Source organism: Bradyrhizobium sp. KBS0727, assembly GCF_005937885.2.
Lineage (GTDB): Bacteria > Pseudomonadota > Alphaproteobacteria > Rhizobiales > Xanthobacteraceae > Bradyrhizobium.
In genome coordinates this window covers 4987050-5013006 of sequence record NZ_CP042176.1, presented here as the reverse complement: position 1 = coordinate 5013006, position 25957 = coordinate 4987050, and the positions used below count along the sequence as shown (strand labels likewise).

27 protein-coding genes and 1 pseudogene are annotated in these 25957 nt (G+C 59.1%); 20 read left to right on the top strand and 8 right to left on the bottom strand.

Features of this window, described 5'->3' with window-relative positions; genetic code table 11:
• Positions 1–644: 644 nt before the first annotated feature.
• Both FFI89_RS23585 and FFI89_RS23580 read left to right on the top strand, forming a co-directional pair.
• Positions 645–980, top strand: coding sequence for a helix-turn-helix transcriptional regulator (locus FFI89_RS23585; protein WP_138829997.1), 336 nt, complete (start codon positions 645–647; stop codon positions 978–980).
• On the top strand, positions 970–2250 hold the full coding sequence (locus FFI89_RS23580) for a type II toxin-antitoxin system HipA family toxin (RefSeq protein WP_138829996.1): 1281 nt from the start codon (positions 970–972) through the stop codon (positions 2248–2250). Before FFI89_RS23585 ends, FFI89_RS23580 begins: the two co-directional genes overlap by 11 nt.
• Before the next feature lie 294 nt (positions 2251–2544).
• On the opposite strand, the gene FFI89_RS23575 is transcribed toward FFI89_RS23580, so the two are convergent.
• A complete protein-coding gene (locus FFI89_RS23575; RefSeq protein ID WP_138829995.1) occupies positions 2545–2826 on the bottom strand; it encodes a helix-turn-helix domain-containing protein in 282 nt (93 codons plus the stop codon).
• A gap of 112 nt (positions 2827–2938) precedes the next feature.
• Between FFI89_RS23575 and FFI89_RS35005 the strand changes: the two genes are divergently transcribed.
• The 8 genes from FFI89_RS35005 (at position 2939) to FFI89_RS23535 (ending at position 7378) form a co-directional block, all read left to right on the top strand.
• Positions 2939–3211, top strand: coding sequence for a DUF2285 domain-containing protein (locus FFI89_RS35005; RefSeq protein WP_138835609.1), 273 nt, complete (start codon positions 2939–2941; stop codon positions 3209–3211).
• 164 nt (positions 3212–3375) lie between these two features.
• Positions 3376–3570: a transcriptional regulator domain-containing protein gene (locus tag FFI89_RS23565; RefSeq protein WP_138829994.1), complete on the top strand. Its 195-nt coding sequence runs from the start codon at positions 3376–3378 to the stop codon at positions 3568–3570.
• Positions 3515–4147, top strand: coding sequence for a DUF2285 domain-containing protein (locus FFI89_RS23560; RefSeq protein WP_138829993.1), 633 nt, complete (start codon positions 3515–3517; stop codon positions 4145–4147). Before FFI89_RS23565 ends, FFI89_RS23560 begins: the two co-directional genes overlap by 56 nt.
• 129 nt (positions 4148–4276) lie before the next feature.
• Positions 4277–4558 (top strand): AlpA family transcriptional regulator, encoded by a 282-nt coding sequence (locus FFI89_RS23555; RefSeq protein ID WP_074816293.1) that lies wholly within the window; start codon positions 4277–4279, stop codon positions 4556–4558.
• A 21-nt stretch (positions 4559–4579) separates the two neighbouring features.
• Complete coding sequence (locus FFI89_RS23550; protein WP_138835607.1) at positions 4580–5512, top strand: replication initiator protein A; 933 nt, start codon at positions 4580–4582, stop codon at positions 5510–5512.
• Positions 5509–5973 (top strand): DUF2840 domain-containing protein, encoded by a 465-nt coding sequence (locus tag FFI89_RS23545; protein ID WP_138829992.1) that lies wholly within the window; start codon positions 5509–5511, stop codon positions 5971–5973. Before FFI89_RS23550 ends, FFI89_RS23545 begins: the two co-directional genes overlap by 4 nt.
• Positions 5970–6482 (top strand): S26 family signal peptidase, encoded by a 513-nt coding sequence (locus FFI89_RS23540; protein WP_138829991.1) that lies wholly within the window; start codon positions 5970–5972, stop codon positions 6480–6482. Before FFI89_RS23545 ends, FFI89_RS23540 begins: the two co-directional genes overlap by 4 nt.
• 224 nt (positions 6483–6706) lie before the next feature.
• Positions 6707–7378 (top strand): lytic transglycosylase domain-containing protein, encoded by a 672-nt coding sequence (locus tag FFI89_RS23535; RefSeq protein ID WP_371722529.1) that lies wholly within the window; start codon positions 6707–6709, stop codon positions 7376–7378.
• A gap of 162 nt (positions 7379–7540) precedes the next feature.
• Here FFI89_RS23535 and FFI89_RS23530 read toward each other — a convergent pair whose 3' ends face one another.
• The 4 genes from FFI89_RS23530 to FFI89_RS23515 form a co-directional block, all read right to left on the bottom strand.
• Positions 7541–7765 (bottom strand): hypothetical protein, encoded by a 225-nt coding sequence (locus tag FFI89_RS23530; RefSeq protein WP_092509690.1) that lies wholly within the window; start codon positions 7763–7765, stop codon positions 7541–7543.
• Between the two features lie 484 nt (positions 7766–8249).
• Positions 8250–9773 carry an IS66 family transposase gene (locus FFI89_RS23525; protein ID WP_138829990.1) on the bottom strand — a complete coding sequence of 508 codons (1524 nt, stop codon included), beginning with the start codon at positions 9771–9773 and terminating at the stop codon, positions 8250–8252.
• Between the two features lie 69 nt (positions 9774–9842).
• Complete coding sequence (gene tnpB / locus FFI89_RS23520) at positions 9843–10196, bottom strand: IS66 family insertion sequence element accessory protein TnpB (protein WP_138829989.1); 354 nt, start codon at positions 10194–10196, stop codon at positions 9843–9845.
• Positions 10190–11068 (bottom strand): transposase, encoded by an 879-nt coding sequence (locus FFI89_RS23515; RefSeq protein ID WP_138829988.1) that lies wholly within the window; start codon positions 11066–11068, stop codon positions 10190–10192. Before FFI89_RS23515 ends, tnpB begins: the two co-directional genes overlap by 7 nt.
• A gap of 261 nt (positions 11069–11329) precedes the next feature.
• Here FFI89_RS23515 and FFI89_RS23510 point away from each other — a divergent pair, with 261 nt between their 5' ends.
• The 9 genes and pseudogenes from FFI89_RS23510 to FFI89_RS23465 all read left to right on the top strand — a co-directional run bounded on the left by FFI89_RS23510 (position 11330) and on the right by FFI89_RS23465 (position 21705).
• Positions 11330–13093 (top strand): DUF3363 domain-containing protein, encoded by a 1764-nt coding sequence (locus FFI89_RS23510; RefSeq protein ID WP_138829987.1) that lies wholly within the window; start codon positions 11330–11332, stop codon positions 13091–13093.
• Positions 13094–13133: 40 nt separating this feature from the next.
• Entirely contained in the window at positions 13134–15122 is a 1989-nt protein-coding gene (locus FFI89_RS23505) for a conjugal transfer protein TraG (protein WP_138829986.1), read from the top strand.
• Between the two features lie 6 nt (positions 15123–15128).
• A complete protein-coding gene (locus tag FFI89_RS23500) occupies positions 15129–15557 on the top strand; it encodes a CopG family transcriptional regulator (protein ID WP_138829985.1) in 429 nt (142 codons plus the stop codon).
• A 1004-nt stretch (positions 15558–16561) separates the two neighbouring features.
• Complete coding sequence (locus FFI89_RS23490; protein ID WP_138829984.1) at positions 16562–17119, top strand: hypothetical protein; 558 nt, start codon at positions 16562–16564, stop codon at positions 17117–17119.
• An 85-nt stretch (positions 17120–17204) separates the two neighbouring features.
• Complete coding sequence (locus FFI89_RS23485; protein ID WP_138829983.1) at positions 17205–18512, top strand: nitrate/nitrite transporter; 1308 nt, start codon at positions 17205–17207, stop codon at positions 18510–18512.
• Positions 18513–18787: 275 nt separating this feature from the next.
• Positions 18788–19195 (top strand): annotated as a pseudogene (locus FFI89_RS23480) (P-type conjugative transfer ATPase TrbB); the annotation flags it as partial.
• Between the two features lie 5 nt (positions 19196–19200).
• Positions 19201–20235: a P-type conjugative transfer protein TrbG gene (trbG, locus tag FFI89_RS23475; RefSeq protein WP_168213008.1), complete on the top strand. Its 1035-nt coding sequence runs from the start codon at positions 19201–19203 to the stop codon at positions 20233–20235.
• A complete protein-coding gene (locus tag FFI89_RS23470) occupies positions 20232–21452 on the top strand; it encodes a TrbI/VirB10 family protein (protein ID WP_138829982.1) in 1221 nt (406 codons plus the stop codon). The genes trbG and FFI89_RS23470 overlap by 4 nt, the downstream gene beginning before the upstream one ends.
• A gap of 7 nt (positions 21453–21459) precedes the next feature.
• Positions 21460–21705 carry a DUF2274 domain-containing protein gene (locus FFI89_RS23465; RefSeq protein ID WP_138829981.1) on the top strand — a complete coding sequence of 82 codons (246 nt, stop codon included), beginning with the start codon at positions 21460–21462 and terminating at the stop codon, positions 21703–21705.
• Here FFI89_RS23465 and FFI89_RS23460 read toward each other — a convergent pair.
• The 3 genes from FFI89_RS23460 to FFI89_RS23450 all read right to left on the bottom strand — a co-directional run bounded on the left by FFI89_RS23460 (position 21672) and on the right by FFI89_RS23450 (position 24160).
• Positions 21672–22625, bottom strand: a complete 954-nt coding sequence (locus FFI89_RS23460; RefSeq protein ID WP_138829980.1) for a LysR family transcriptional regulator — start codon at positions 22623–22625, stop codon at positions 21672–21674. The genes FFI89_RS23465 and FFI89_RS23460 overlap by 34 nt on opposite strands.
• A gap of 87 nt (positions 22626–22712) precedes the next feature.
• A complete protein-coding gene (locus FFI89_RS23455; RefSeq protein ID WP_138829979.1) occupies positions 22713–23345 on the bottom strand; it encodes an acyl-homoserine-lactone synthase in 633 nt (210 codons plus the stop codon).
• A gap of 95 nt (positions 23346–23440) precedes the next feature.
• Positions 23441–24160, bottom strand: coding sequence for a LuxR family transcriptional regulator (locus FFI89_RS23450; protein WP_138829978.1), 720 nt, complete (start codon positions 24158–24160; stop codon positions 23441–23443).
• Between the two features lie 402 nt (positions 24161–24562).
• Between FFI89_RS23450 and FFI89_RS23445 the strand changes: the two genes are divergently transcribed.
• Positions 24563–25936: an MFS transporter gene (locus FFI89_RS23445; protein WP_138829977.1), complete on the top strand. Its 1374-nt coding sequence runs from the start codon at positions 24563–24565 to the stop codon at positions 25934–25936.
• Positions 25937–25957 lie beyond the last annotated feature (21 nt).

Genomic DNA, 25957 nt, shown 5'->3' with positions numbered 1-25957 from the left:
GATTATGCGAAGGAGTTTACGCCTGTAATCGATGCGCAATTGTCCTTGCCGGCATTCGCCTCGCTCAAGTGCTCAATGATGCATTCAAGTGATGGTGTACCGGTCTTCAGCGTTGGGCGCGTCCGCTGGCCGCGGACCGGGCTCTCGTGCACCGAGCCGCAAGGCGTCTCGGCCATCCGGCTTTGATCCCTCGCGCGATCATGGGTCGCTCGCCGGAGGCACTCGCCTTCGGGTCCCGCCGTCATTTCATTCCGGCGTCGCTATCACTGCCCCTATGCGGGTGCCTTGTTAACCGGTCTCGCGACTGCAGTCGGTCCCGCGTCCCGCCGCTTTCAGCGTCGGCGCTATGCTGACGCTCCTGCGGCTGCCTCTTTCTCCAGCCTGCGCTTCGCTTCGGCACGACCTCGTCGGTCTGCGGTGGCGGACGAAAATTGGAGGATAAATCCGCCGGTTATCATCATAGAGCCGCACGTCCCGTTTGGGTCCCGGGGACGGTTCAGGCGTGCTTAGCAGAACTGATATGATCTATATATGATCCATATAGATGAAAATGGTATGTTTATGATGCAGTTTTATTGACCGTCAAAGCGTAATGAGCTATAAGAGGAGCGCAGAAGCTAATATGCACTATTTATGGACTTCCGATGTCGAAAACCCAACGCCCTCTCTCCCCCCATGCCGCTGACGCGGTGGCCCTTCTTGGCCAGCTCATTCGCAAGGCGCGCATCGAACGCAAGCTCAAGGCCGTCGATGTGACCGACCGGGCAGGGATCTCGCGTGGTCTCCTGCGGCGCATCGAGACGGGCGATCCCGGATGCACGATCGGCGCGGTGTTCGAGGTCTCGACAATTGTCGGCGTGCGACTGTTCGATACCGATCAGACAGCACTATCCAGGGCCGTCGAGACCAATCGCGAAATAATGGCGCTGCTGCCGAAATCGGTTCGCAGTCCACGTATCGAGGCCGACGATGACTTCTGACGCCAAAAACACCCAGGCTTTTGTCTGGGTTTGGCTCCCAGATCAAACAGAACCTGTCGTCGCCGGCCTTCTGTCGGCAAGTGGCAAGCAACTCGTATTCAACTACGGGCGAAGTTACCTCGCGCGCAAGGATGCCATTCCCCTCTATGAACCGGAATTGCCGCTGCGGAGCGGAATCCTGCCGCTTATGGCGGGGTTGAGCATGCCGAACTGCATTCGCGACGCGGCTCCCGACGCATGGGGCCGCCGCATTATCATCAATCGAAAATTCGGAGTGCAAAGCAGGAATGTCGATCCGGGTAGCGTCGATGAGTTCACCTATCTGTTGGAATCCGGTTCAGACCGCATCGGCGCATTGGATTTTCAGACATCCTCAGCGAATTACCTGGCGCGAGAAGGAGCTGAAGTCTCCCTCCACGAGCTCCTGAACGCCGCAGCGCTGGTTGAAAAGGGAGTTCCGCTCCCGGCCGAACTCGACCAAGTTCTTCTCCATGGAACTTCGATCGGAGGTGCACGCCCCAAGGCGATGATCACGTCGGGCGGCAAGAAGTTTGTTGCGAAATTCTCATCGCAGAACGACCTCTACGGCGTCGTCAAGGCCGAGTACATCGCCATGCGTCTGGCCGCCGAAGTCGGCCTGACCGTTGCCCCGGTGAGCCTTAAACGCGCAGCGGGAAAGGACGTCCTTCTTATCGAACGCTTTGATCGCGTGAAAATGGAAGGAGGTTGGAGCCGGAAAGCCATGGTTTCCGCCCTCACGCTGCTTGAGCTCGACGAACTCATGGCCCGCTATGCCAGCTATGAGCAACTCGCGACCATCATCCGGCACCGATTTCAGGCGCCAAGGGAGACGCTCAAAGAGCTCTTTGCTCGAATGCTGTTCAACATTCTCTGTGGAAATACCGATGACCACGCGCGCAATCACGCCGCTTTCTGGAACGGTAAGGAATTGTCATTGACCCCTGCATATGACATCTGTCCGCAAAATCGGACAGGTGGAGAAGCCACCCAAGCCATGCTGATTATGGGCCAGGAGCGCGCAAGCCAAATTGCTCTGTGGCTGAAAGCGGCGCCGCTGTTTTTGATGAACAACGCCGAGGCAATCCTGCTCGCCACCAAACAGGTCAAAACGATCAAGCAGCGCTGGCCAGCGGTATGCGATGAGGCGAAGCTCAGCAAGGTAGATCGGAATTTCCTCTGGCATCGTCAATTTTTGAATCCGTATGCCTTCCTGGAAGCACCGGAAGCTGTAACAAAGCTGATCGATTAGAAGGGCATCTCAACCGCAAGTTACGCCAGACGCGAGCCGACGTTACCAAATCCGAGACCTCGAAAATCATCGAAACCGTTCTGGGCGTGCAGTGGATTACGGCGTGCCTGGATCAATCGCATCACGACGCGAGGCTTGAACCGGATGGGAAGGCTAAGCACTTGATGGAACGTGCAATCTGAGGGGCGAGCCGCGCAATCTCGGGATCGGTTCGCGGCTATTTCCCGGTAGCCTATGCGTCGCCGCCGATCCGGTACGTCCGTTTGGCATTAGATCGCTTAGACGTAAGCACTGTTACTTGTTCTTGCGATTTGGTCGGATTGGCTTTCGACCCTTGGGTAACGTCTTGGGCGTTGTCGCTCCTTTGGGCGGCTGAAGAAAGAATTCCGATAACTGAACACCAAGCGTTTCGGCTAGCCGGTCGAGCAGATCAATCGTTGGGTTCTCCGATTGCCGTTCAAGGCCGCCCATATATGAGCGATCGATCCCGGCATCGTATGCCAGTTGTTCTTGCGGAATACCGCGAGCCACGCGGATTCGGCGGACATTCCAGGCCACAAGCGCACGAGCTTTCATGCGCAAAAGCAGCCATTCGGTTGACCATCAAACCACTGGCTATAACCAACCTATTCCGATAGGCTGGTCCTTAAGAAAGGCGTGAGGATTTAATGAAGTGCTGTATACTTACGTGAATAGACCGCCGCTCGACCCCGACGTCGCTGATGCAGCGCCAAATGAATCGGCGCTGACGCCCTATGATGAGCAGCATGTCGTGACCTACACGCGCCTTTTGCAGGCCGAGAGCGAGGGGGCCGACTGGCGAGAAGTTACACGAATAGTGTTACATATCGATCCAGAGCGAGAACCCGACCGCGCGCACAATGCATACCTGACTCATCTTGCGCGCGCTAAGTGGGTTACAGAGCGGGGACGCCTCTTGCGCGGTGCCGGCTCGAATTAGAAGAAATCTACCGACCCTATATCCGTCGTCAGCACAATTTTCTTCGACTCATTCGTGGTCATCCCGGCGCACCACGTGGTGCCAAACTAGGGTCTTCCCACAACCCAATCGATCAGAATTATTGCGCCGCAATCCTCGTTAGCTTTGTGAATGGGGCGGAAGCAATGCCTGAGTTCGACTGGCGGTCGCCGGAATCCTACAAGAGTCTTCAGGAGGCAGAGATCGCCGACATCGCCTGGGAATGTCTTCGTCGCAACGTGGATTACCGACGCGACTACGAAGCGATGATCGCCAACAGTCCTGATGGCGAGGCAACCCCGGAATTCCGGAGGAGGTGGGGTATCTGCTTTCGCTCATGACCCGCAAGAGTCTTGTGGCAAGCAAGTAATCTTTTGGGCGCCAGAGGTTCTGCCGACTGTCGTTCCAGTTGCAGCAACCACGTCGCGGCTTAAGGGGGACACGCCTCAGCCACTGCTCGATCTTGCGGCCGGTCGGGTGCGGCGCGCCTCCGATGGTTGGCACGCCATCCTTCGTGTCGGCGGCGTGGAGCATCGTGTCTGGCTAAAAGAGCCGCCCGCTATCGGTACCAACTATGTGGCGGAGTTGCCGTTTGACAGCGATTTCGACGCACGCGCCTATGCTGCCCGAAGGCTTTGGCGCGCAATCAATGGGCGCCCTCCAGGACCTGCTTTTCACCAGCTATCCAAACAGAGACGCGAACGGCTCAGCGCCGCCATTCGCGCGCTCGATGCGCGCGGGGCTGGTAGCACTTATCGTGCGATCGCCGAGGTCTACTTCGGCAAAAAGCGAATCCCGTATCGCGCCTGGAAAACGCACGATCTGCGCAATCGAACCATCCGTCTCGTGCAAGGCGGTCTCGCATTGATGCGCGGCGGCTATCGCGACCTTCTGCGCCCCAAGCGCAGAGACAAGTAGTGCCTCTTCGGGGGTATCGAAAATCAGCCCCTTGATCATCGGCATCCCCTGCGCGGGCCTGCCCCTCCATGATGACCGCACACCCGCCGGCGCCACCGCCGGTACGCGTCGTCATCAAAGAGTTTTCAAATGCCCGATCCAATGGCCGGCTTACCGCCGCGATTTCTGCGCACGCCAGAGGCTGCACGATATCTGGGCCTTTCCGGCCGCACCCTTGAAAAGCACCGCACGTACGGCACAGGACCGATCTATCGGAAGATCGGCGGTCGCGTCGTCTACGGGCTGGATGATCTGAAGGCCTGGGCTGATCTTGGTGCCAAGAAATCGACATCAGATCCCGGCAAGGGCACGGTACTGCCCGCCAAGAAACATCCGACCCTGCGCCCGTATGCGGGCCAGGAACGCCGCTAATTGCCAAGAGGAACAATGGCGATGCGGTGCAAATACCTGTCCGAGCTCGATCAGCTTGAGCTCTTTCGTGCGTTACCCGGCGATTTGGCGCCGCGCGACGCGCGAGATCAGATGTCCTATCCATTCTTTTCCCTCGCAAAGACCAAACGTGTCGTTCCCATCAACTTTCGTGCTGGGCCGATATCTATTCGCGTCGAGGCCGTTCCGGAACATGGCATCGCAACCATCTGGGACGCCGATGTTCTGATCTGGGCTGCATCGCGAGTCGTCGAAGCGCGAGACGCGGGCCTGAAGACCTCGCGCCTGATGGCTGCAACTCCGTGCGAGAATCTGACATTCGTCGGCCATGGCACGTGCGCGCGCGACTACGATCGGCTGAAAGCGGGACCCGACAGATTGCAATCGACGACGGTGCTTACTTCGATCGACCAGCCCGCAGAACGGCGGCGGTATCGTTTCTCCTGCATCAACGAGTGGAGGGAAACGGCTGACGCAAACGGACGCCCCATCGGGCCTGAGCTGATCTTACCTGATTGGTGCTATGCCGGCGTGATCGATGACGCGCTCGTGCTCACCATTGAGCGAGCGTATTTCGATGTGACGAGCGGACTTGAGCGCTGGCTTTACCGCCTCGTGCGCAAGCATGGCGGCCGACAAGATGGCGGCTGGAGTTTTAACCTTGTGCATCTCAATGCAAAGTCCGGGAGCTTGTCACCGCTCAAGCATTTTGCATGCGAAGTACGCCAGATCGTGCAGCCGCAGACATTGCCCGGCTACCAACTCGTGCTCACGCGCGACCCCCAGGACAGCGTCCTTCGCTTTGCTGGGGATAACCGTCGAAAGCGGTCCGCCTGCTCAGCCGCGCGCGGTTGGTCAATATTTCGACGATGCGCTCTCGTCATCGCACTCCAGCTCGGCAACCAGCAGCCTACCAAAGCTCGGAGTGCCCCATGACCGATGTCACGGAAGTCGAACTCCTTTGGCTCGAGAAGCGCATCGAGAACCGCATTCGGTTCGGACGTGCCGTCGAGGAAAAGATCCTCGACCCTCGCCGACGGCTCCTGTCATTTGCGCCAGGTAGCATCTTTGCTTTCGTTCGCTGGACGTCGAGCGACTTCGGAACGGCGATCTCGCGGATCGACATCCTGCGGGCGGTCGCACCGGGACAGCGGTGCTCGACGGTGCCGTATGTGAAGCCGGGCGGTGAGATTCTTCTGCGTTTGCCTGGCTGGCCCAAGGTCGAACGGGTGCTTCAGCTGATCGATGCGGTCGAAGCGCTCGGCGTCGATCCGGCGGACGCTGCGCCCGACTATTGGCATCACGTTCATAACCGCCTGTCTGTCAACGAGAACCCGCGTCCTTACACGAAAGCGCGACACCAGGCGTGGCTTCGCCGGCAGAGGATCATGCGATGAAAAACTGCTTGAAGACGTGGACCGCGATGCTTGCCGGCGCGGCCGCCCTCATCGCGCCGACCGTTCTGGAGACGACACCGCTCTACGTCTGGAATCCGTCCGACAGTGTACCGATCGGCCTCTATCGCTTGCGACCGGCGGACAACCTGTTCGTCACTGAGTTGATTGTCGTTCAGCCGCCGGAACCGCTTGCGACCTTCCTCGACTTGAGCGGCTATCTGCCCGCCGGCGTGCCGATGCTCAAACGCGTGCTGGCGCTTCCGGGGCAGACCGTCTGCCGAAGCGGGCTCACGGTGTCTGTCGATGCGATCGAAATGGGCGAAGCGCGAGATCGCGATGGCCGCGGCCGGCCGCTCCCCAAATGGCAGGGCTGCCGCGTCGTCGGCGAGGGCGAGTTCTTTGTCATGAACTGGCAGTCCGTCAACTCGCTGGATGGCCGCTATTTCGGGTTCTTGCCGACATCAGCCGTGATTGGCCGAGCGTTCCCTGTGTGGACCTGGGAGGACTGATCGTGCGCGTGTTGGGAATTAGATCTGCCATTCCTCTGTTCGACCGAGTGCGGCACCATTTCTTCATCTCGACCAACAACCGCGCAGCCGTCGCGCGCAGCGGCGATCCAGGGCGGCCGAAAGGCCGGCGCGAAGCGGCTTTACCCTGGACGGGCGCGAGCACGACGGCATGCTTGCGGTCGTTCGGGAGGAGCGTTCGCGTCGTCGTACCGTTGTTCTTTCTCCTGACTGTGTGCGACTTTTCTGCTGCAGGGGAGACACGAGCCGCAACGCATACAGCGAGTTCCCGAACTAGCGATCCCCTCGCGGGTTTCATTGACGATGCCTCGCGTCGCTTCGGCGTACCCGTGCAATGGATACGCTCGGTCTTAGGCGCGGAAAGCGCGGGAGATGTTCGCGCCAGGTCCCCGAAAGGCGCCTTGGGGCTGATGCAAATCATGCCGAATACCTGGACGGACTTGCGCCTGCGGTACGGCCTCGGCAACGATCCTTACGATGCCCGGGACAACATTCTTGCAGGTACTGCGTACCTTCGTAAACTGCACGACCAGTACGGTTCGCCGGGCTTCCTTGCAGCCTACAACGCGGGACCTGCTCGCTACGAAGAACATCTTGCTGGTCGTCCATTGCCAGCCGAGACCCAAGCCTATTTGGACAAGCTTACGTCAGTGGTCGGCAGCGATATTGCCGTTTCCAGCGCAGTCGCGAGTCTGCGGCCATCGGCAGCGGCGCTCTTCGTTGTGCGGTCCGATAACTCAAATACCTTTGTCTGGGTGCAGCCTATTCGCCTACCGAACCGAACTCCGACGGCCGACTCCGCTCGCGATATCTCGGCCATCGTGCCTCAAGCCACTGGGCTCTTCGTCGCGAGATCTGATGTGGGAGGTTTGCGATGACCGAATGTGCAAGCTCGTATGCATTAGCGTGCCCTGGGGAAGAATGGGCGGATACGCGAGGGCAGTGGGGAAACACGACGTATGCGTCCGGAGGCTGCACATGACGTCGGGTCTTGACGAGCCTAGCGGCCTTGGGTGGCAAAGCACCGACTCGGGGAGCTCCTACTTTGTACGGGGCTCAGCTATGGCAGCTTCCGCTTTCGCGATCACCGCTTCGGCACGCTTTATCGCGGCACGGAGTTCATCGCTCTGCCATGTATCAACGGAATGGCCATCGTCGAACGATCGATCGTGGACTTCCTGCGCGCGCGAGACCAGCTCACTAAGCGCGGCAATGGCTTCGGAAAGCAGTCCTGCGTCTGCTGCGTTTCGGGAAGACTGCGTCACCTCTTTATCCCTGTCACATCGCAAAGATGAGCCATCTGGAGAGGCCTCAGCTATTGCAGCCTCCGTCTTCGCGATGTCCGATATTCAGCCCTCAGTGCCCAGTACCCTTCAGCATTTCGGTGAACCGCTTCTTAGTCAATTCCTTACTTTTCATGCCGCACTTGAAACAGATATTTTCGTGGTTTGGGCCGTACGGCCGAAGCTCATCCTCCTTTCCGCACAGCTCGCATTTGCCGAGGAAGTGAGAGATATCACTGCGATCTATGATACGTGCGTCCCCACGACGTTCGAACAACTTTGGTTGATGTCGTTTAGTGACCATTTGATAGCCTCGATATTATTCGGGCGTTGTCGCCCGTATGGCCCTTCACGGCCGCTAGTGCCTCTAGGATGGCATTTCGCGCTATATTTGGCTAGTGCAGCTGATGCCCGTGGCCGTTGGCATGACGGGCAAGCTGGCAGATCCGTGCGGCGCAGGTTCAAATCACAAGGGCTCTGCGGATTTCCAGTTCCACGGCAGCAGTTCGTCGAGACGGTTCACGGGATGTCCGTCGACCATACGCTGCAACACGTCACGCAGGTAGGCGTAGGGTTCGACGTCGTTGAGCTTGCAGGTTTCGACCAGGGAACAGGCGACCGCCCAGCGATGCCCGCCGCCATCGCTGCCGGCGAACAGATGGTTCTTGCGACCGAGCGCCACCGGGCGGATTGCGCGCTCGACCGGGTTGGTGTCGAGTTCGATGCGTCCATCATGCAGGAAGCGCGTCAGGCCTTCCCAGCGCGAGAGCGCGTAACGGATCGCCTCGGCAAGCGTGCTGCGGCCGGCGACGCGGGGAAGCTGCGCTTCCAGCCAGGTGTGCAGCGCTTGAACGATCGGTCTGGAGAAGGAGCGCCGCTCGGCAAGCCGATGAGCGGACGACTGCCCACGCACGCGCGCTTCGATGGCATAGAGTTCGCCGATCCGGCGCAACGCCTCGGCTGCCACCGGCGAGCCGGTCGCCTCGGCGACCTCGTAGAACTTGCGTCTTGTATGCGCCCAGCAGGCGGCGAGCACGATATCTCCATTGCCGGTCAACCGCTCGAATCCCGCGTAACCATCTACGTGCAGGACGCCCTTGAACCGTTCGAGATGCGCCACCGGTCGCTCCGCTTTCCGGTCCGGCGCAAACAGATAGACCGCCGCCGGCGGTTCCGGTCCATTCCAGGGGCGTTGTTCGCGAGCATAGACCCGGAGCCGTCCTGTTTTCGTTCGTCCACGGCCCGGATCGAGCACCGGGATCGGCGTGTCGTCCGCAAACAGATGGTCGGAGGCGAACACGCTTTTGCACAATCGCTCATGCAGGGCTTCCAGCCACCAGCATGCGCCGCCAACCCATCCGGCCAGCGTCGAGCGTCCGAGATCGACGCCGTGGCGGGCGAAGATCTGCGACTGCCGATAAAGTGGTGTGTGATCACAATATTTACTGACCATCACCTGCGCGAGCAGCGCCGGTGTGGCCAATCCACCAGCGATCAGCCGCTCCGGCGCCGCCGCTTGCACGACTTCGTTGCAGGCGCGACAGGCGTATTTCGGGCGAGTGATGCGCACCACACGAAGCTGCGCCGGCACCCAGTCCAGCATCTCACTGACGCTTTCGCCGATCGCATGGAGCGCGCCACCACAACAGCCGCAGGTATCACCGGCGATCGCGAGCACAACGTCCTCGCGCGGCAGATGATCGGGCAGCGGTTTGCGTTTCGGGCGTCCGTTGTCGGTCTCGGCGATGACTATCGGGCGGCTCTCCCGGGTGCCGGCAATGTCGCCGTCGAGGTCTTCAAGCGCGAGCGCCAGTTGATCGGCATCCAGGCGTTCGGAGCGACGCCCGAACTGCGCTCGCTGCAACTTCTTGATGATGAGTTGGAGGCGCTCGATCTCACCGTCGCGGCTGTCGACGACAACGGCCATCTCTCGCACCAGACGGTGCAACAGCGCCGTATCGGATGGCAGATTGTTGAGATCGAGCTGCATGTCCGATTCTACTCGAACACGCTGATTCGAAGAAGCAACGTCGCCATATTCTATGCGGGTTTTTGCGATTCAGCCTGCGATCGCCGGCTTCCACACGCGCTCGGGTGCGCGCCAGTCGATGCCTTCGATCAGCATCGCAAGCTGTGCCGGCGTCAATGTGATCGAGCCGTCATAGCCCGCCATTACCGGCCAGGCAAAGCGGCCCTGGTCGATCCGTTTGGTGAACAAGCAAAGACCATTGCCGTCCCAGAAAAGGATCTTCAGCATCGACGCCTTCTTGCCGCGGAAGGCAAACAGGTGACCCGAGAACGGGTCCTTCTTCAGCATCTCCTGTGCCAGCATGGCAAGCCCATCCATGCCCTTCCGCATGTCGGTATAGCCGAGCGCCAGGTGCACTTTCACGCCCGCAGGAACGATCAGCATGGTGCGATCTCTCCGCTCTCAACGCGCACCCGCACGGCATCGGGATCGCTGCCGATGGGAGCAAAGACACGCCGTCCGTCGGCCAAGTCAACGCCCATCATTCCTTCCGGCGGTTGCACAAGTTCACGAAGAAAGTGCGTTGCCGCCATGCCGTCGGCGAGCGCGACGGGCACAAGCTTCGCGCGCTTCTTCTGCGCCACGCCGAACTCTACTCGCCAGCGGAACAGCAGCCCCGCGACGATCCCATGCTTGCGGGCAACGCCGGAGACCGTCACACCCGGCTGCTCGGTTTCCATCACGATCGCCAGCTTCTGTTCGTCGCTGAAGAAGCGCCGGGCCGGCGTCGCTGGAGCGTCGTTCAAAGCGCCTGTCAAGCTGCTTTCGGAGGTCGATTCCTTAGCACTAGTGCTAACGACGGGGCGGGCGGAGGGGTGAAGATGCGCACGCCAGTCGATTTCGACCTCGCCGTCGTCGAGCCGGTCACGCCATTTGCGAAGCGCATAGGGCGACAGAGACAGCGCCGCAGCATATTCGCGTACGCCCATTCCGCTCCAGTTCATCGCCTCCACGTGCATCGCCCAGAACGCTTGCATGGCGCGATTGCGCACGTCCGTGCTCACGCTAAAGCGTCGTCGCAGCCCTTTTTCTCGCTTTTCACGGCGCTTTTCACGGCGCAATTCCGCCTGATATTCCGTGAGCTTGCATGCAGCTTCCTCGCCAGCAAGCGCCTTGAGCCAACGCGCGAACGTCCCCTCGTCCAATCGATGTTGACGGCAATACGCCTTGCGCGAAACGCCGCTACGCTGCCAGGCCTCGATGTGAATCGACCACCATTCGCGCCTGGCTTTGTTCTGGAAATGTTTTGGACCCACCGGAGATTCTCCAATGCAGCAGAGAACTCGAAATGGAACGAGAACACACTATCGAAGAGTGGTGCAGGACTCGGACGCTTACAACACGACAGTAGGGCGGCGAGATAAAAGGGGCTCGCCGGTCGAACCGCAAGTCATTGGCATGGCTTGGGCTCTGGCGTGCCGGTCGGTCGGGGCGGGTGCCGCGCCATGTATTTTGAGCGATGCAATCAAGGACATTTTCGGCACTGTAGGTGCTCTCGCGCCTCTTGAGGCCCGGTCATGACGGTGGGCGACAGCGATCTGCGTATTCGACCCGGGCGCATTCGCAACACCCGCGCGCCGAAACCGATGAGCTTCATCAACCAGGTGCTGCGTGCCGCGAAGAAAGCTGGACATACCTCGGGTCAAGCTGCGGCTGGCAAGCGTTCCGCGGTCTACGGGCGCTCGACGTTCGGCCGTGGCCGGCTCGCCTTTGGCCGCAGCCGGTTGTTCAGCACCATACGGCGCGTGGTGGTGAAGGTGCGCGTGGTTCGTCATAAAGGGCGAGCTTTCCGTTCAGCACCATTGACGGCTCATCTTTCATACCTGAAGCGCGATGGCGTGACCCGGAGCGGCGAGCGGGCCGAGATGTTCGATGCCGGCGGTGACCGTGCCGACGGTGCGGCTTTCGCGGAACGGTGCCAGGACGACCGGCATCATTTCCGGTTCATCGTCTCGCCCGAGGAGGCCGCCGAGATGACCGACCTCAGGGCTTTCACCCGCGACCTGGCCAGGCAGATGGAGATCGACCTCGGCACGCGGCTCGATTGGGTAGCTGTCGATCACTGGAACACGGACAACCCTCACATCCATCTTCTCGTTCGGGGAATCGATGAGGAAGGGGCCGATCTCGTGATCTCCCGCGACTACATCAGCCGGGGCCTGCGTTCCCGCGCTGAGGACCTGGCCGCCATCGAACTGGGTCCCAAACCAGAGCATGAGATCCGCAATTCGTTGGAAAGGGAAGTCACGGCAGAGCGATGGACGCGGCTCGATCATGAGATCCGGCTGGCAGCTGATGAAACCGGCTATATCGATCTTCGCCCCGATCATTCGGGCAGTTCGGATCCCGAGACCCGGCGCCTGATGGTTGGTCGGCTCCAGCACCTGGAGAAGATGGGCCTTGCCGCACCAGCTGCGCCAGGGGAGTGGATGGTCGGGCTAGAGACTGAGCGTAATCTCCGCGACCTCGGCATGCGCGGCGAAATCATCATGACCATGCGCCGCGCTTTCACGGAGCGCGGGGAAGCGCGCGGCGTTTCCGACTACGTCATCGAAGGTGGACCGCCGACATCCCGGATCGTCGGACGCTTGATTGATCGGGGACTGCATGACGAACTGACTGGCGAGGCCTACGCCGTGATCGACGGAACAGATGGACGCGCGCACCACGTCCGCTTCCGGGGGATCGAGGCCTTCGAACATGTACCGCAGGCCGGCGGGATCGTCGAAGTGCGACGCTTCGATCAAGCCGGTGAGCCGAGCCCCACCGTGATGCTTGCGACCCGTTCCGATCTCGATCTCAGTGCGCAGGTCACCGCGAGAGGTGCGACCTGGCTCGACCACCGCCTGGTCGAGCGGGACCCTATGCCACTCGCCATGGGGGGATTCGGTCGCGAGACCCGCGACGCCATGGAAGCCCGGACCGAGCATCTGATCCAGGAAGGTCTGGCGCGGCGGCAGGGCCAACGCATTATCCTGCAACGCGACCTCCTGAACACGCTGCGCCGACGCGAACTGGACGAGGTGGCAGCAAGAGTCTCGGCCGACACCGGTCTGCCTCACGTGAAGGCCGCTTCCGGCGAGCACGTGGCAGGCACGTATCGCCAGCGGCTGACGCTGGCGTCGGGGCGTTTCGCCATGATCGATGGCGGACTTGGCTTCCAGCTCGTGCCCTGGTCTCCCGAGCTCGAAAAGAAGCTTGGCCAGCACGTCACCGGCGTCGTGAAGGACGGCGGCGGCATTGAATGGGGTTTTGGTCGCAAGCGCGACCTAGGCCTCTAGCTTGAACTCGCCAAATTCAATTGCACGAAGGACGTTTGGGATGTCCGGAACCAAAATCCTCTGGGGACAGGTGATCGTTGTCGGCCTGATCGTTTTGCTCGCCATCTGGGGAGCGACCGAGTGGACGGCCTGGCGGCTCGCCTACCAGCCGGAGCTCGGACGCCCTTGGTTCGAATTGTCGGGCTGGAAGGTCTATTACCCGCCAATCTTCTTCTGGTGGTGGCTCGTCTACGACGCCTATGCGCCGCAGGTCTTTGTCGAGGGCGCCTTCATTGCTGCGTCGGGGACCTTCGTTTCAATTGCGGTGGCGATCGGCATGTCGGTCTGGCGGGCGCGCGAGGCCAAGAATGTCGAGACCTATGGCTCGGCGCGCTGGGCCGATGAACGGGAGGTTCAAGCGGCTGGACTTCTCGGTCTGGATGGCGTGGTGCTGGGCAAGCTTGACCGCAACTACCTTCGACATGACGGACCGGAGCACGTGTTGTGTTTCGCGCCCACCCGGTCCGGCAAGGGTGTCGGCCTCGTCGTCCCCTCGCTTCTCGCGTGGCCTGGTTCGGCCATCGTTCACGACATCAAGGGTGAGAACTGGCAACTGACAGCCGGCTTCCGTTCACGGCATGGCCGCGTCCTCTTGTTCGACCCAACCAACCCAAAGTCGTCGGCCTACAATCCGCTGCTCGAGGTCCGGCGCGGGGAGTGGGAGGTGCGTGACGTCCAGAATGTCGCCGACGTCCTAGTCGACCCCGAAGGTTCCCTCGATAGGCGGAACCATTGGGAGAAGACCAGTCATTCGCTCTTGGTCGGCGCCATCCTCCACGTCCTCTATGCGGAGGCGGACAAGACCTTGGCCGGCGTCGCCGCCTTCCTGTCCGATCCGAAGCGGCCGATTGAGGTGACGTTGAAGGCGATGATGACTACATCGCACCTCGGCGAGTGGGGCGCCCATCCCGTCGTAGCCTCAACGGCGCGTGAACTTCTCAACAAATCCGAGAATGAACGCTCTGGCGTCCTATCCACCGCTATGTCGTTTCTCGGCCTTTACCGCGATCCCGTAGTGGCCCGGGTGACGCGCCATTGCGACTGGCGGATCGCAGACCTGACCGCCGATGTCAGACCGACGACACTGTATCTCGTGGTGCCACCTTCCGACATCTCACGGACCAAACCGTTGATCCGTCTTGTACTGAACCAGATCGGCCGGCGCTTGACGGAGGATTTGCACGCGAGCGACCGTCGTCACCGTGTCCTGATGATGCTCGACGAGTTCCCGGCGCTGGGGCGTCTCGATTTCTTCGAGTCAGCGCTCGCGTTCATGGCGGGTTATGGGATCAAGGGCTTCCTGATCGCGCAGTCCCTCAATCAGATCGAGAAGGCCTATGGGCCCAACAATGCAATTCTCGATAATTGCCACGTTCGCGTCAGCTTTGCGACCAATGACGAGCGGACCGCCAAGCGGGTGTCCGACGCGCTCGGTACGGCGACCGAGATGCGAGCGATGAAGAACTATGCCGGGCACAGGTTGAACCCCTGGCTCGGGCACCTGATGGTCTCGCGGCAGGAAACCGCGAGGCCGCTGCTTACCCCAGGTGAGGTCATGCAGCTTCCGCCCGGAGAGGAAATCGTCATGGTGGCGGGCACGCCGCCGATCCGAGCGAAGAAGGTTCGCTACTACGAGGATCGGCGGTTTAGCGAGCGGGTCTTGCCGCCGCCCGATCCTGCGGCCTCCGGCCGGTCATCGCGCACCGATGGATGGTCTACTCTTGGAACGCTCATGCCGGCGGCGCTTCCAACCGACCGAGCGGAGCAAGCAGGAGAAGACACGGCCAACAGCGGTCTTCGCCGTGAGCCCGAACTCCCCGATCATCTCGCCATCGTCAAGGAGGCGATCGAGCCGACGCCTACAGAAGAATTTGCGGTCGTTCTTGACGACGATGAGGACGCGGTCCGCCAGTCTCGATTTCTTCGTCAGCAAATGCGCGGCGTCGCCAGTCAGGCCGCCATGGACCCGAATGACGGTATGGAACTGTGAGGCAACATGCGCGACCGGATGAACGTGTATTTCCCGCCCGAGCTTCTAAAGCAGATCACAGACCTTGCCGATCGCAAGAGGCTTTCCCGGTCTGCGATCGTGGAAGCGGCAGTCGCTTCATTTCTGTCACCGGACGGAGCGGACAGGCAGGAGGCAGCATTTACCCGTCGCCTCGACCGGCTATCGCGTCAGATGCAGAGGCTGGAACGAGACGTCGGCTTGTCGGCTGAAACCCTGGCTCTCTTCATTCGCTTCTGGTTGACGATTACGCCACCGTTGCCGAACGACGCGCAGGCGGTCGCGCAACTCAAGGGGCGGGAGCGCTTTGAAGGATTTGTCGAAGCGCTGGGCCGCCGTTTGCAAAAGGGCCAGAGCTTTCTGCGGGAGATTCCCCACGATATCATCCATACGAAGGTCGACGAACCCGGTAGTTGAAACACTGTTCTTTACATCGAGCTTGCCGTCGAGAAACGTGCGCTCTGTCCAGCCACCTGGCCGTTTCTTTCTTTGCCTACGACAATCTACGAGGCCGGTGTCCACGCGGTCGGTAGCAAAAGGTGAGAGTGTGGGCGGGCAAGTCCATGTTCGAGGATGACGGGTCTGTCTGACGTAAGCAGCTTGCGCCCGACCTTGGTAACATCAATTGTCCACCACTCCAGCTCATTGATTCGGCTTCAGACCAACCCGTTCCGAGGATGATGCGATGTAATCGACGTGACCAGGCTCGCTAGGCTTCTTCGCGCGATTGTACTCGTCCACGCGGTTGTCGTAGTCACGAAGCCAAAAGACTTCCTGGTTTCCCTAACGCGCTCTGGATTTCGAAATATCAGGCCGGTTACGAAACGTGACCAAGCACTCCGTAAAGGCACAGTCCAGGTCGGCGTATCTTCACCTAACAACACATTGAGCGTTTTTTTGGCGAGGCTAATAGCAGTTCATTGAACACACGAGGTCGCCTACCGAAGCCTGCATAACAGGGTGTAGGCGTCCAGCCAGCGTGTTGGTTTTGGCCACTAGGTCCGTAGCCAAATCTTCGAGTTCCTGCCGATCATCTGGCAGGAGGAGTTCCATTGCGGATACGTCCATTTTTTTGCCGCTTTCATTTCTGCCAAAATATATAACAATATCAATAGTTTTATAAAGCCGTCGCCGCTTTCTTTGCCGCTTTTATTGCCGCTTCCCACGCTCGACAACGTCGAGCCGCTCAAGCCGCTTTTGGACAAACATGTAGCTGATCTTTGCGGGCATTCCGCGCTTAAGTCTGACGACATCTTCAGGGTGCCAGGTCGAAACCCCGCTAGCCTTTACCAGCTCGGCAATCTCATGCCAGTCCTCCTCCGTTTTCTACGCCAGCCTACGACCGCAGCAATTTAGCCAAGCCGACGAAAGCTGGGTGCGCTATCGGCTCGGAACGAGCAGAGCGAGCAAGAGAAGGCGGCATGCAGATTTCAATTGAGCTGACCGAGCGGCTGGAGGCTTTTTCCCGCCTCAAGGGAGTACATAACGCCCAAATCGTAGAGCAGGCGCTTGATCGTTTTCTATGCCTGAATGGCGGTTCCGTCGACGAAGACCCGCTATTGAAGCGCCTCAATTCGATCGAGAACCAACTCAATCGGGTTGAACATAACCTGAAGATTGTGAGTGAAGTTGCCGCACTGCATGTCCGATATCATCTCACAGTTTCGCCACCCTTGGCTCAATCAGAGCAGCGGGCCGCATGCCAGATCGGCTTCGCACGGTTTGAAGTGTTTGCCGAGCAGGTGGGCAGACGAGCCGCGCAGGATCAACCGCTCTTACAGGAGACGATTAATCGACTCAGTACGACCGGACGCGATAGCTCCGGAGATGACGTTGAAATCTGCACCACTTCCGCCGTGTCTAAGCCAGACCAAGACGCTGCAGCCGTCGTAAAAGCCGAGCCCGAGCTAGCCGCTGTCGCCCAGGAGGGCGACGGCAATGGTAACTTTCGCACCAGGTTACAAAACCCGTTCTGCTAATCGAGTCAGTGAGTGGGCACCGGATCCTCTCGCGGCGAGAAATGGGCGCATATCGAGGGAGCGAAAGGCAGAGTCCTGGCAGCTCATGGCGTGCGTTTTCCTTCCGTTTGCTGCCGGATACTATCTTTCATATCTGTTCCGAACGATCAACGCTCTGATCTCTGGTCGTCTCAGTTCGGATACCGGGTTGGGTACTGCAGACCTCGGGTTGCTTACGTCAGTCTATTTCCTGGTCTTCGCGGCGGCCCAGATCCCCGTCGGCATATTGTTGGACCGCTTTGGCCCGCGCCGCGTCCAGAGTGCATTGCTCCTGATCGCCGCGGCGGGCGCTGGATTGTTCTCGATTTCTACCGGATTGCTGTCACTTTTGATCGCGCGTGCAATGATCGGGCTTGGCGTGGCGGCGGCGCTGACGGCCGGACTGAAGTCCATCGTTCTCTGGTTTCCCAGGGAACGAGTGGCCTTGCTGAACGGCTACATGATCATGCTGGGGTCGCTAGGAGCGGTGACCGCCACGGCTCCCGCCGAGCACCTACTCGCCTGGATGGGATGGCAACAGCTCTTTGAAATCCTGGCGGCCACGACCGGTGCCACGGCCGTGCTCATCTATTTCGTGGTTCCTGAGCGCGTCATCATCCCTTCAACAGCATCAATCCCCGTCACCCTTAATTCAGTTTTTGGCGATAGGCGTTTCTGGCGAATTTCCCCGTTGTCAGCGACTTGCGTGGGGTCGGCCTGGTCTCTGCAGGGATTGTGGGCTTCGCCGTGGCTGACGGACGTGGAGGGACTTGATCGCGCGAGTCTCGTCGGACAGCTGTTCATCATGTCGATCGTACTAAGCGCCGGTGCCTGGTTGTTCGGTACGACGGTCCATTGCATCAGACGAAGAGGATTCGGGGCGGAGACAATATTGGCTGTTGTCGCGGTGCTGTTCATCGCAGCCGAGCTTGCCTTGATCCTGCGCGTGCCTTTGCCGTCCATTTGGCTATGGTCCGTTGTAGCAATTGCCGGAGCGGCAACTGTGGTCAGCTTCGCGGTCATAGCTGACTACTTTTCGCCAGAGCTTGCCGGTCGTGCCAACGGCGCCTTGAACGTTTTGCACTTCGGTTGGGCATTTCTGGCCCAATACGCGACAGGTCTGATTCTGGAGAAGTGGTCCACGGAGGATGGCCATAGGTCCATCCTGGCCTATCAAGTCGCGTTCGGTCTTAACGTAGCAGTGCAGATCGCGGCGTTGGTCTGGTTCGCGCTACCTTGGCTCCGATACTTCACCGGGTGGATTGGTTCAATTCCACTATTCATGCCGGTAAGCGTTTCCGACGTAGTCGAACCCGACATTTCGTACGAGCAAACGGTCGTACTGATGCCCGCGGATGACGATGCGGAGTGGTGAGTAGCGACCCGCAACTTTACCGGTCGTTCTTCGCGACCAGCACTGATCAATATTCATCGCCACCGAACTAATGCGATCCGGTAGACGTCAAAATTCCGTTCGCAGTCTTTCTTTTTCTACGCCGGTCTACGATCTCTGCAAGCGCTTGTTGCGCCAAGTGGTCGGTGAGTTCTCTAATCATCGCATCTGAGGACGGTCTAAGACGTCCTCATTCGGTGGGGACGACGGTGGTAATCCATTCCTTTCAATCGGAGGCAAATTCGCGCGGTGCGCGAATGCTGCGTAGCGCACTGGGTACGGCGATCGCGAGCTACCTCGAAGATGAATCGATCATCGAGGTCATGCTCAATCCAGATGGACGGTTGTGGATTGACCGGCTGTCGAGTGGCCTCATTGATACCGGCGAAACCCTGTCGGCAGCGGACAGCGAGCGCATCGTTCGTCTGGTAGCGCACCACGTCGGCGCGGAGGTGCATGCTGGCTCACCACGCGTCTCGGCCGAACTACCCGGGACCGGAGAGCGTTTCGAAGGTCTCTTGCCTCCCGTCGTTGCAGCTCCTGCCTTCGCTATCCGCAAGCCCGCGGTCGCCGTGTTCACACTCGACGACTACGTCGCCGCGGGAACCATGACGTCGGATCCCCTTGGCGTCTACGTCCGCGCCGTCAACTGGTCAAAGGAGTTGGGTCAGTGAGCAAATCGACGCTTGACGCTTTTTCGAAACATCCCATCCAGCAACGTTGGCTCAAATCGAGTTGGTTCAAGTTCTTGGCCTCGAAGCGGTCGCTCTTGTCCGCCCTTCTTCTATGTACGTCGGCTCTCGGAGGGTGCGCGACCTACATTCCGCCAGAGATCAGTTATGACACCGAAGTCCCGCCATTGCCGGCGCCTCCGATGCCGGTCGACGACAGACTGCAGCCGCTTCACGTTCCACCGCTCTGGAAACCTGTTCTGGGCGGCAAGCCGGGTGGGAAGGAAGACGCCGAACCTGTGAGCCGAGTTGAGACTGCAAACAGCGCTGCGCGAGTTGAGCCGCGCAAGAGAGGATACTTCAACGCGGCGCAAATTTATGCTTACAGCCCGGGTGCGCTCTACCAGGTTTACGCCGCTCCCGGACAGATCACGGATATTGCGCTCGAAGAGGGAGAGCAATTGACGGGATCAGGTCCAATCGCGGCCGGAGACACCGTGCGCTGGGTGGTGGGCGATACCGAGAGCGGTAGTGGCGACACGCGGCGCGTCCATATCATGGTGAAGCCGACCCGCGCTTCGATCGAAACCAACCTTGTCGTCAATACCGACCGGCGCACGTACCTCATCGAGCTCCGCTCCCGCGAGCAGCCATACATGCCCTCCGTTGCCTGGTACTATCCGGAAACCGTTCGCGAACGATCGCGATCGGCCACGCTAAGACCCGTTCTTCCCGATTCGCCCCATCGTGTCTTTCGTTACGCAATTGAAGGGGATAGCCCACCCTGGCGCCCGCTTGCCGCGTATGATGATGGACGCAAAGTCTATGTCGAATTCCCGCAAGGGATCGTCCAGGGCGAGATGCCGCCACTCTTCGTCATCGGCCCTGACGGCAAGACCCAACTCGTCAACTATCGCGCCTACGGCAATGTGTTGATCGTAGATCGGCTGTTTGCAGCCGCAGAACTGCGGCTCGGTGGCGAGCACCAGCAGAAGGTCAGAATTGTCAGGACTGACGGGAGGCCCTCGTCATGACTGCCCAGAATGGAAACGACCACGAGCAGGCGATTCCGCCGCAAACACAGGACGAGCAGTCTACGAGCTTCCGGTTGAGAGCAGAGCATCCGCGCGTGACACGGTTGTCGCGGAAGCTTTTGGCGGGAGGGAGCGCGGTTGCCTTGCTTGTTATCGGCGGAGCTGTGTTGTGGTCGTTGCAGAGCAATCGCTCCCGAAACCAGGCGGCCGATGAACTCTATAGCACCGACCATCACAACGTCGCCGACGGCCTTACGGTGCTGCCGAGGGATTACGCAGCCGTGCCGCGCCAAGCCATCCCGCAGCTTGGTCCGCCCCTCCCTGGAGACCTTGGACGGCCAATCCTTGCTGCACAAGGCCAGTCTCCGACGATCGGAGTGACGGCTCCAGATATGGAACAGCAGCGTCGGGACCAGGAAACCGAGGCCGCCCGCGTGAGCCATGTGTTCGCTTCGACGAATGGGAGAGAAGTGCGACCGCCTGCTGCCGCGGCTCAGGGGAGCGACCGCAATGCTCCATCGATCTCGACCACCAATAGCGACGAAGGATCCACGCAGAACGGCCAGGACGGGAAGCTCGCCTTCGTCAACGCATCCGTGGATCGCCGTACAGTAAGCCCCGACCGCGTCACCAGGCCGGCTTCACCGTATATCGTGCAGGCTGGAACTGTCATTCCGGGAGCCCTGATCACCGGCATCCGATCGGACCTTCCCGGCCAGATCACCGCACAGGTGACAGAGAGCGTTTTCGATTCTCCGACCGGGTGCCTTCTGCTCATCCCGCAGGGAGCGCGCTTGATCGGTGTTTACGACAGCCAGGTCGCGTTCGGCCAGTCTCGCGTCCTACTGGTTTGGACTCGCCTTATCATGCCGAACGGTCGTTCGATTGTTCTCGAGCGGCAGCCGGGTGCAGACGCGGCAGGATATGCCGGCCTCGAAGACGAAGTCGATAACCATTGGGGCGAATTGCTCAAAGCCGCGGCCCTTTCGACGCTTCTTGCTGTCGGCACCGAGCTCGGCACGGGCTCCGACACCAACAGTAACGACAGTGCCATCATCCAGGCTTTGCGGCACGGGGCAGGGGACTCACTGAATCAAACTGGCCAGCAGGTTGTCCGCCGTAGTCTGAATATTCAGCCGACGCTGACTATCCGCCCGGGATTTCCGGTACGCGTTATCGTCAATCGTGATCTCGTTCTTGAGCCGTACGGAGGATGACTGTCCGATGGCAAAGCTGAAAATCGCGGCGCTTCAAGACGACAAACCGGTAAAGGTGACTATCGAGTTGCCCGCGGCGGTTCATAGAGATCTCGTCGCTTACGCTGAAGCGTTGGCACGACAGACAGGTCAAGCCGTAGACCCTGGGAAGTTGATCACGCCCATGATCGCGCGATTCATGGCTACCGATAGAGGATTCACAAAAGTCCAGCGCAGCAGTCATTTGCCAAAGGGCAGTGAAGCGGATGGATAGCGTTCATCCAAGAGCTTGAGAAAACGTCCCAATGCCGGGTTTACGTTGTCATGACGCCAATGTGCAAGAAAGCTGATGCGACTAGGTCCAGTTCCGTCCTGCAATTCGCGATCGACCAGGCCAGCAATATTTGCCCCAATGTCGGATTCCAGTGTCAGCGCCATGCCGAAGCCCATGCTCGTAAGAGCTTTCAAGATTCCTCCACTGACATCATGCCTTTGGATCGTTGGGCGATCTTCAATGCGCAGAAGCTTGGACACGAGGAGATCTTCCAGTTCACCAGGGTCATGCTTGCTCAGTAGAATTGTCTCCTTGCGCAGATCCGTCCAATACACTACTTCCCGTTCGGCTAACGCATGATGTTCAGGAAGAGAGATTAGAATGCGTTCGTTCCACAATATGAGGATATTGCAGTCCACTAGCTGAAGTGGCCCAGGGCTGATGGCGACGTCAATTGTTCCGTTTCGAAGCGCGTTCGCTAGGTAAATTCGTGAGCGCTCCACAGTTCTTAAGTCGACGGAAGGAAAGCGTTTTTTGAACTCGACGAGGGTGGCGCGTAAGTTTCCGGCAGAGATCGATGTACAAAAACCTATCGAAATGCGACCAGTCTCGCCGCCACCAATTGAGCGTCCAGTCTCAACAAGCGAATCAAGCTGCTCCAGAATCAGTCTTGCAATACTGAGAACTCCTCGCCCCGCTAACGTGGGTTTCACTCCTCCGCTCGAGCGCTCGAATAATGTGGTCCCAACGAGATGTTCGAACTGGCCAATCGAGCGACTTAGCGAGGAATGTCCAACAGATAGCAATTCCGCTGCTCTACGGAGGCTTCCGCAATCGGAGGCAACGACTGCAAATCGCAGATGCTGCAGATCAATCGCGAATGTTCGACGCTGGCTGGCCGTGTTGACAGACTCACTCATTTCTGTAGCTCGTTAGCGAATTACAAGATGAGTGGGCTCTGCCTCGACAGAGCCCACTGTCCACGCTGCCGGAGAATGTTGGACGTCCTAGGCAGCCGTGGACATCACCGGTGCCCAAAGAACCGGCCCGGTCAACTCGCCGGCAGTTCGAAGTCTTGTAAGGACTTCAATCGAAGTTTCTAGGTAGCCGCCAACAGCCGAAGTGTTTCCAATACTATGGACATCTCCAATGCGACGTAAGGGCCAGCCCGCGCGCTTAAGAATCCTTTCCATTCGAACGTCGGTCACCGTGACTATGTCTGTAAGCTGCCGAGAGAGCCCAAACTCGACCATTCCGGCAAACAGTTCGTATGTCGCCCGAGCAATTCCATGCCGGCCCTTTGGCGCGTCAGGTGGTACATCGACGGCAAATCGACTGCTTTCCCAAATATGCGGGCTTGACGGTGCCGGCCGGTTCGCAAGAAGCAACGGAAAGACGTCTCGCAGCATCGTCGGACCAAGGGTTGGAAGTAATCGCACCGCACCCTGTATGCTGCCCTCCTCAGAGATCTGCGTCAGATAAGCCGGATGTAACGAATCGAATCCGTCGACTTCCAATTCACCACTGATTTGAACATCCCATTGCATCCGTGTCTTAAACACACGATAGCGTAACTGGTGCATCCCAACCAGCAACCTGGAAAAGTCGCCGTAACAAGGCTGAGTGATAAGCTGAATCATGAAGTCCCTCCATGGTCTTCCGGTAAGAACCAAATGGAGGAAAATTGGGAGGAATGCATCACCTGTAGTTGTGGGGGTAGCCTGCCCTCATTCGGCTACTCTTTCTTGGCAGTCGCCAGGCGGATTGCCGCCTGCACAACCGTTCGCACTCCTAGCTTTTTCTTCGCGCTACTCAAATAGGAGGCGGCCGTATAGCGTGAGATACCGAGAATTCGTCCGATCTCCCAGGCACTCTTGCCCTGTGCAGCCCAATCTAAGCATTCAAATTCCCGGGGAGATAGCAGGACGCCGTCAATATTGCGACCTTCAGATAGCTTACGTTGGACGTGAGCATGAAAGTACATTGCCATGAGTTGAAGCACTCGGGCGTTCGACTCAATACATTTTTCAAACGGCGGTTGTTGCTGATCAGTAGCAAAGGTCAATGCTGCGATCGGACCCCGGCCGTCGTGGATAGGGACGGTAAATCCGAACCGGATTCCGAATTGGGAAGCTTCGTTCAGCAATTCTCGTTGCATCGATGACATGTGCATGGCGGGTAGGCCAGCGCCCCACCGGAAGGGTTCCGGCTTTTGAAGAGCTTGCGTGATAACAGGGTCGAATCGTTCATAGTGATTGTGCACGTAGTGAGCGACCCAATTCACCGGATATGTTGAAATGACAAGCGGTTGTTTGTGCAACTGGTCGGGTAGCGCGAGGTACGCGAAGCAAGATAGGTCGAGCGACGTCGCGGTGATCGCCATTGCTTCGGCGAACGCATCAGCATCTCTGGCGCACGAAAGGAGATCTATAAATTTCTGAAAAACCCGGTGCATCGCTTATTTTTCCACCCCAAAGTCTCATACTCTGAAGGAGCCGGCCTGCCGGCCGTCCACGTTTCTACCCCTAGTTGACGGTGAGCGGCTTCCGTGACGAAGCCCGTAGGACCCGGACAGCCATAACGCTGGCCTCCGCGACATCAACATGCGGAGTCTGCGCGCATCGTTGCATTCGACCGCGGAAGAGGGGTAATTTTTTCCAGGGTTGAATACATTCACCTATAGTGTTAATGCAGCGCTGGCGCGATGGCCAGCCCTATCCTGGCGCGCGGTCGAGTGGGGAAGATCCGGGGCAGTCCGAATCTGGGATTGCGATCTGGACGAGGGCTTTGGCGAGTGCGCGAGCAAAACCTCAACCTCAAGTCTGGACGGTAAAGGAAACCGAGAGGAGGAGGACTAGTGATTAGAACCAATAAATCTGGCGCCGGCGGGTTGCGGTACGCTTACTTCGTCATCGTCGTGCTGATGCTGGTGTACATGCTATCCTTCTTGGATCGCGTGCTGATCAGCCTTCTACTCGCGCCAATAAAGCAGGAGTTCGGGCTGACAGACACGCAGGTCGGTCTACTTATCGGCTTCGGATTTGTTTTGTTTTATTCCGCGATGGGGTTGCCGTTCGGCGCGCTCGCCGATCGCATGAACCGGCGCAATCTCATTTTGATCGGATTGCTGGGCTGGAGTGCCGCGACAAGCGCCGCCGGCGTCGCCGCCGGATTCGTCGGTCTTCTTGCGACGCGAGCGTTGGTAGGCGTGGGTGAGGCGACGCTCTCCCCGGCGGCAATTTCGACGATTGGTGATCGCTTTCCCCGAGAGCAATTTGGCTTGGCTGCCAGCATCTATAACTCTGGCATCGTTATCGGTTCGGGGCTCGCGATGATTTTCGGCGGCTACATCGTTCACGTGGCAAGCGAAACGACCTTACACCTGCCGCTTCTCGGGGCGATCAACGGCTGGCGACTCGCCATGTTTTTGGCCGGGGTACTTGGGTTGCCAATGACGCTGTTTGTTTGGCTAACGGTCCGTGAGGCGCCGCGCACAGGCGCGGCAACCGACACTATCACGTTTGGCGAATTCGTCCGCCATCTCACCCAGCGCAAGGCTACATTCGCTGCGGTCTTTATTGGCTATTCCTGCGCTGCGGTTGCGAGCTACGCGACCATACTTTGGGCCCCCGCTTTGTTCATGCGAGTTCACCAGGTTCAACCACAGGAAATCGGTCTCACGCTGGGTCTGATCGTCATGTTCCCCGGCACGCTCGGGATGATTGGAGGCGGGCTTATGTCGGATTACCTTTCTCGGCGCGGTAATTCAGACGCTCCGGTGCGCGTCGTATTCTGGTCCGTTATCGCTCAGATTCCAACTTTAGCACTCGCGTTCACTGTTTCCGATCGGCAACTCGCCTTCACGATGTTGGCCATCGGTTTTGCTGCAAATTCCGTCTATGCTGGCTTGCCAGGCGCTACGCTTCAGTTGCTGACACCAGCGCACATGCGCGGTCGGATAATGGCCTTCTATCTTCTGTGCGTGAATTTGTTTGGTATAGGGCTGGGTCCACTCGTAGTGGGCTTGCTCAGCGATCACGTTTTTGCGGGCAAAACCGGTCTCGCGTCTGCAGTAGCCACAACGATTACGGTTGCCTTGATTTGCAGCGGATTGATACTGGCACTCGCTCGGCGAGCGATACGAGAAACCATCGACGGTCAAGCACTCGCCGGTACGGAACGTGCCGAACCGGTTATGGCTAAGGCCGTGGCAGTCCCGGAACATGCTTGACTGCAGTTCCTTGCGCGGAGA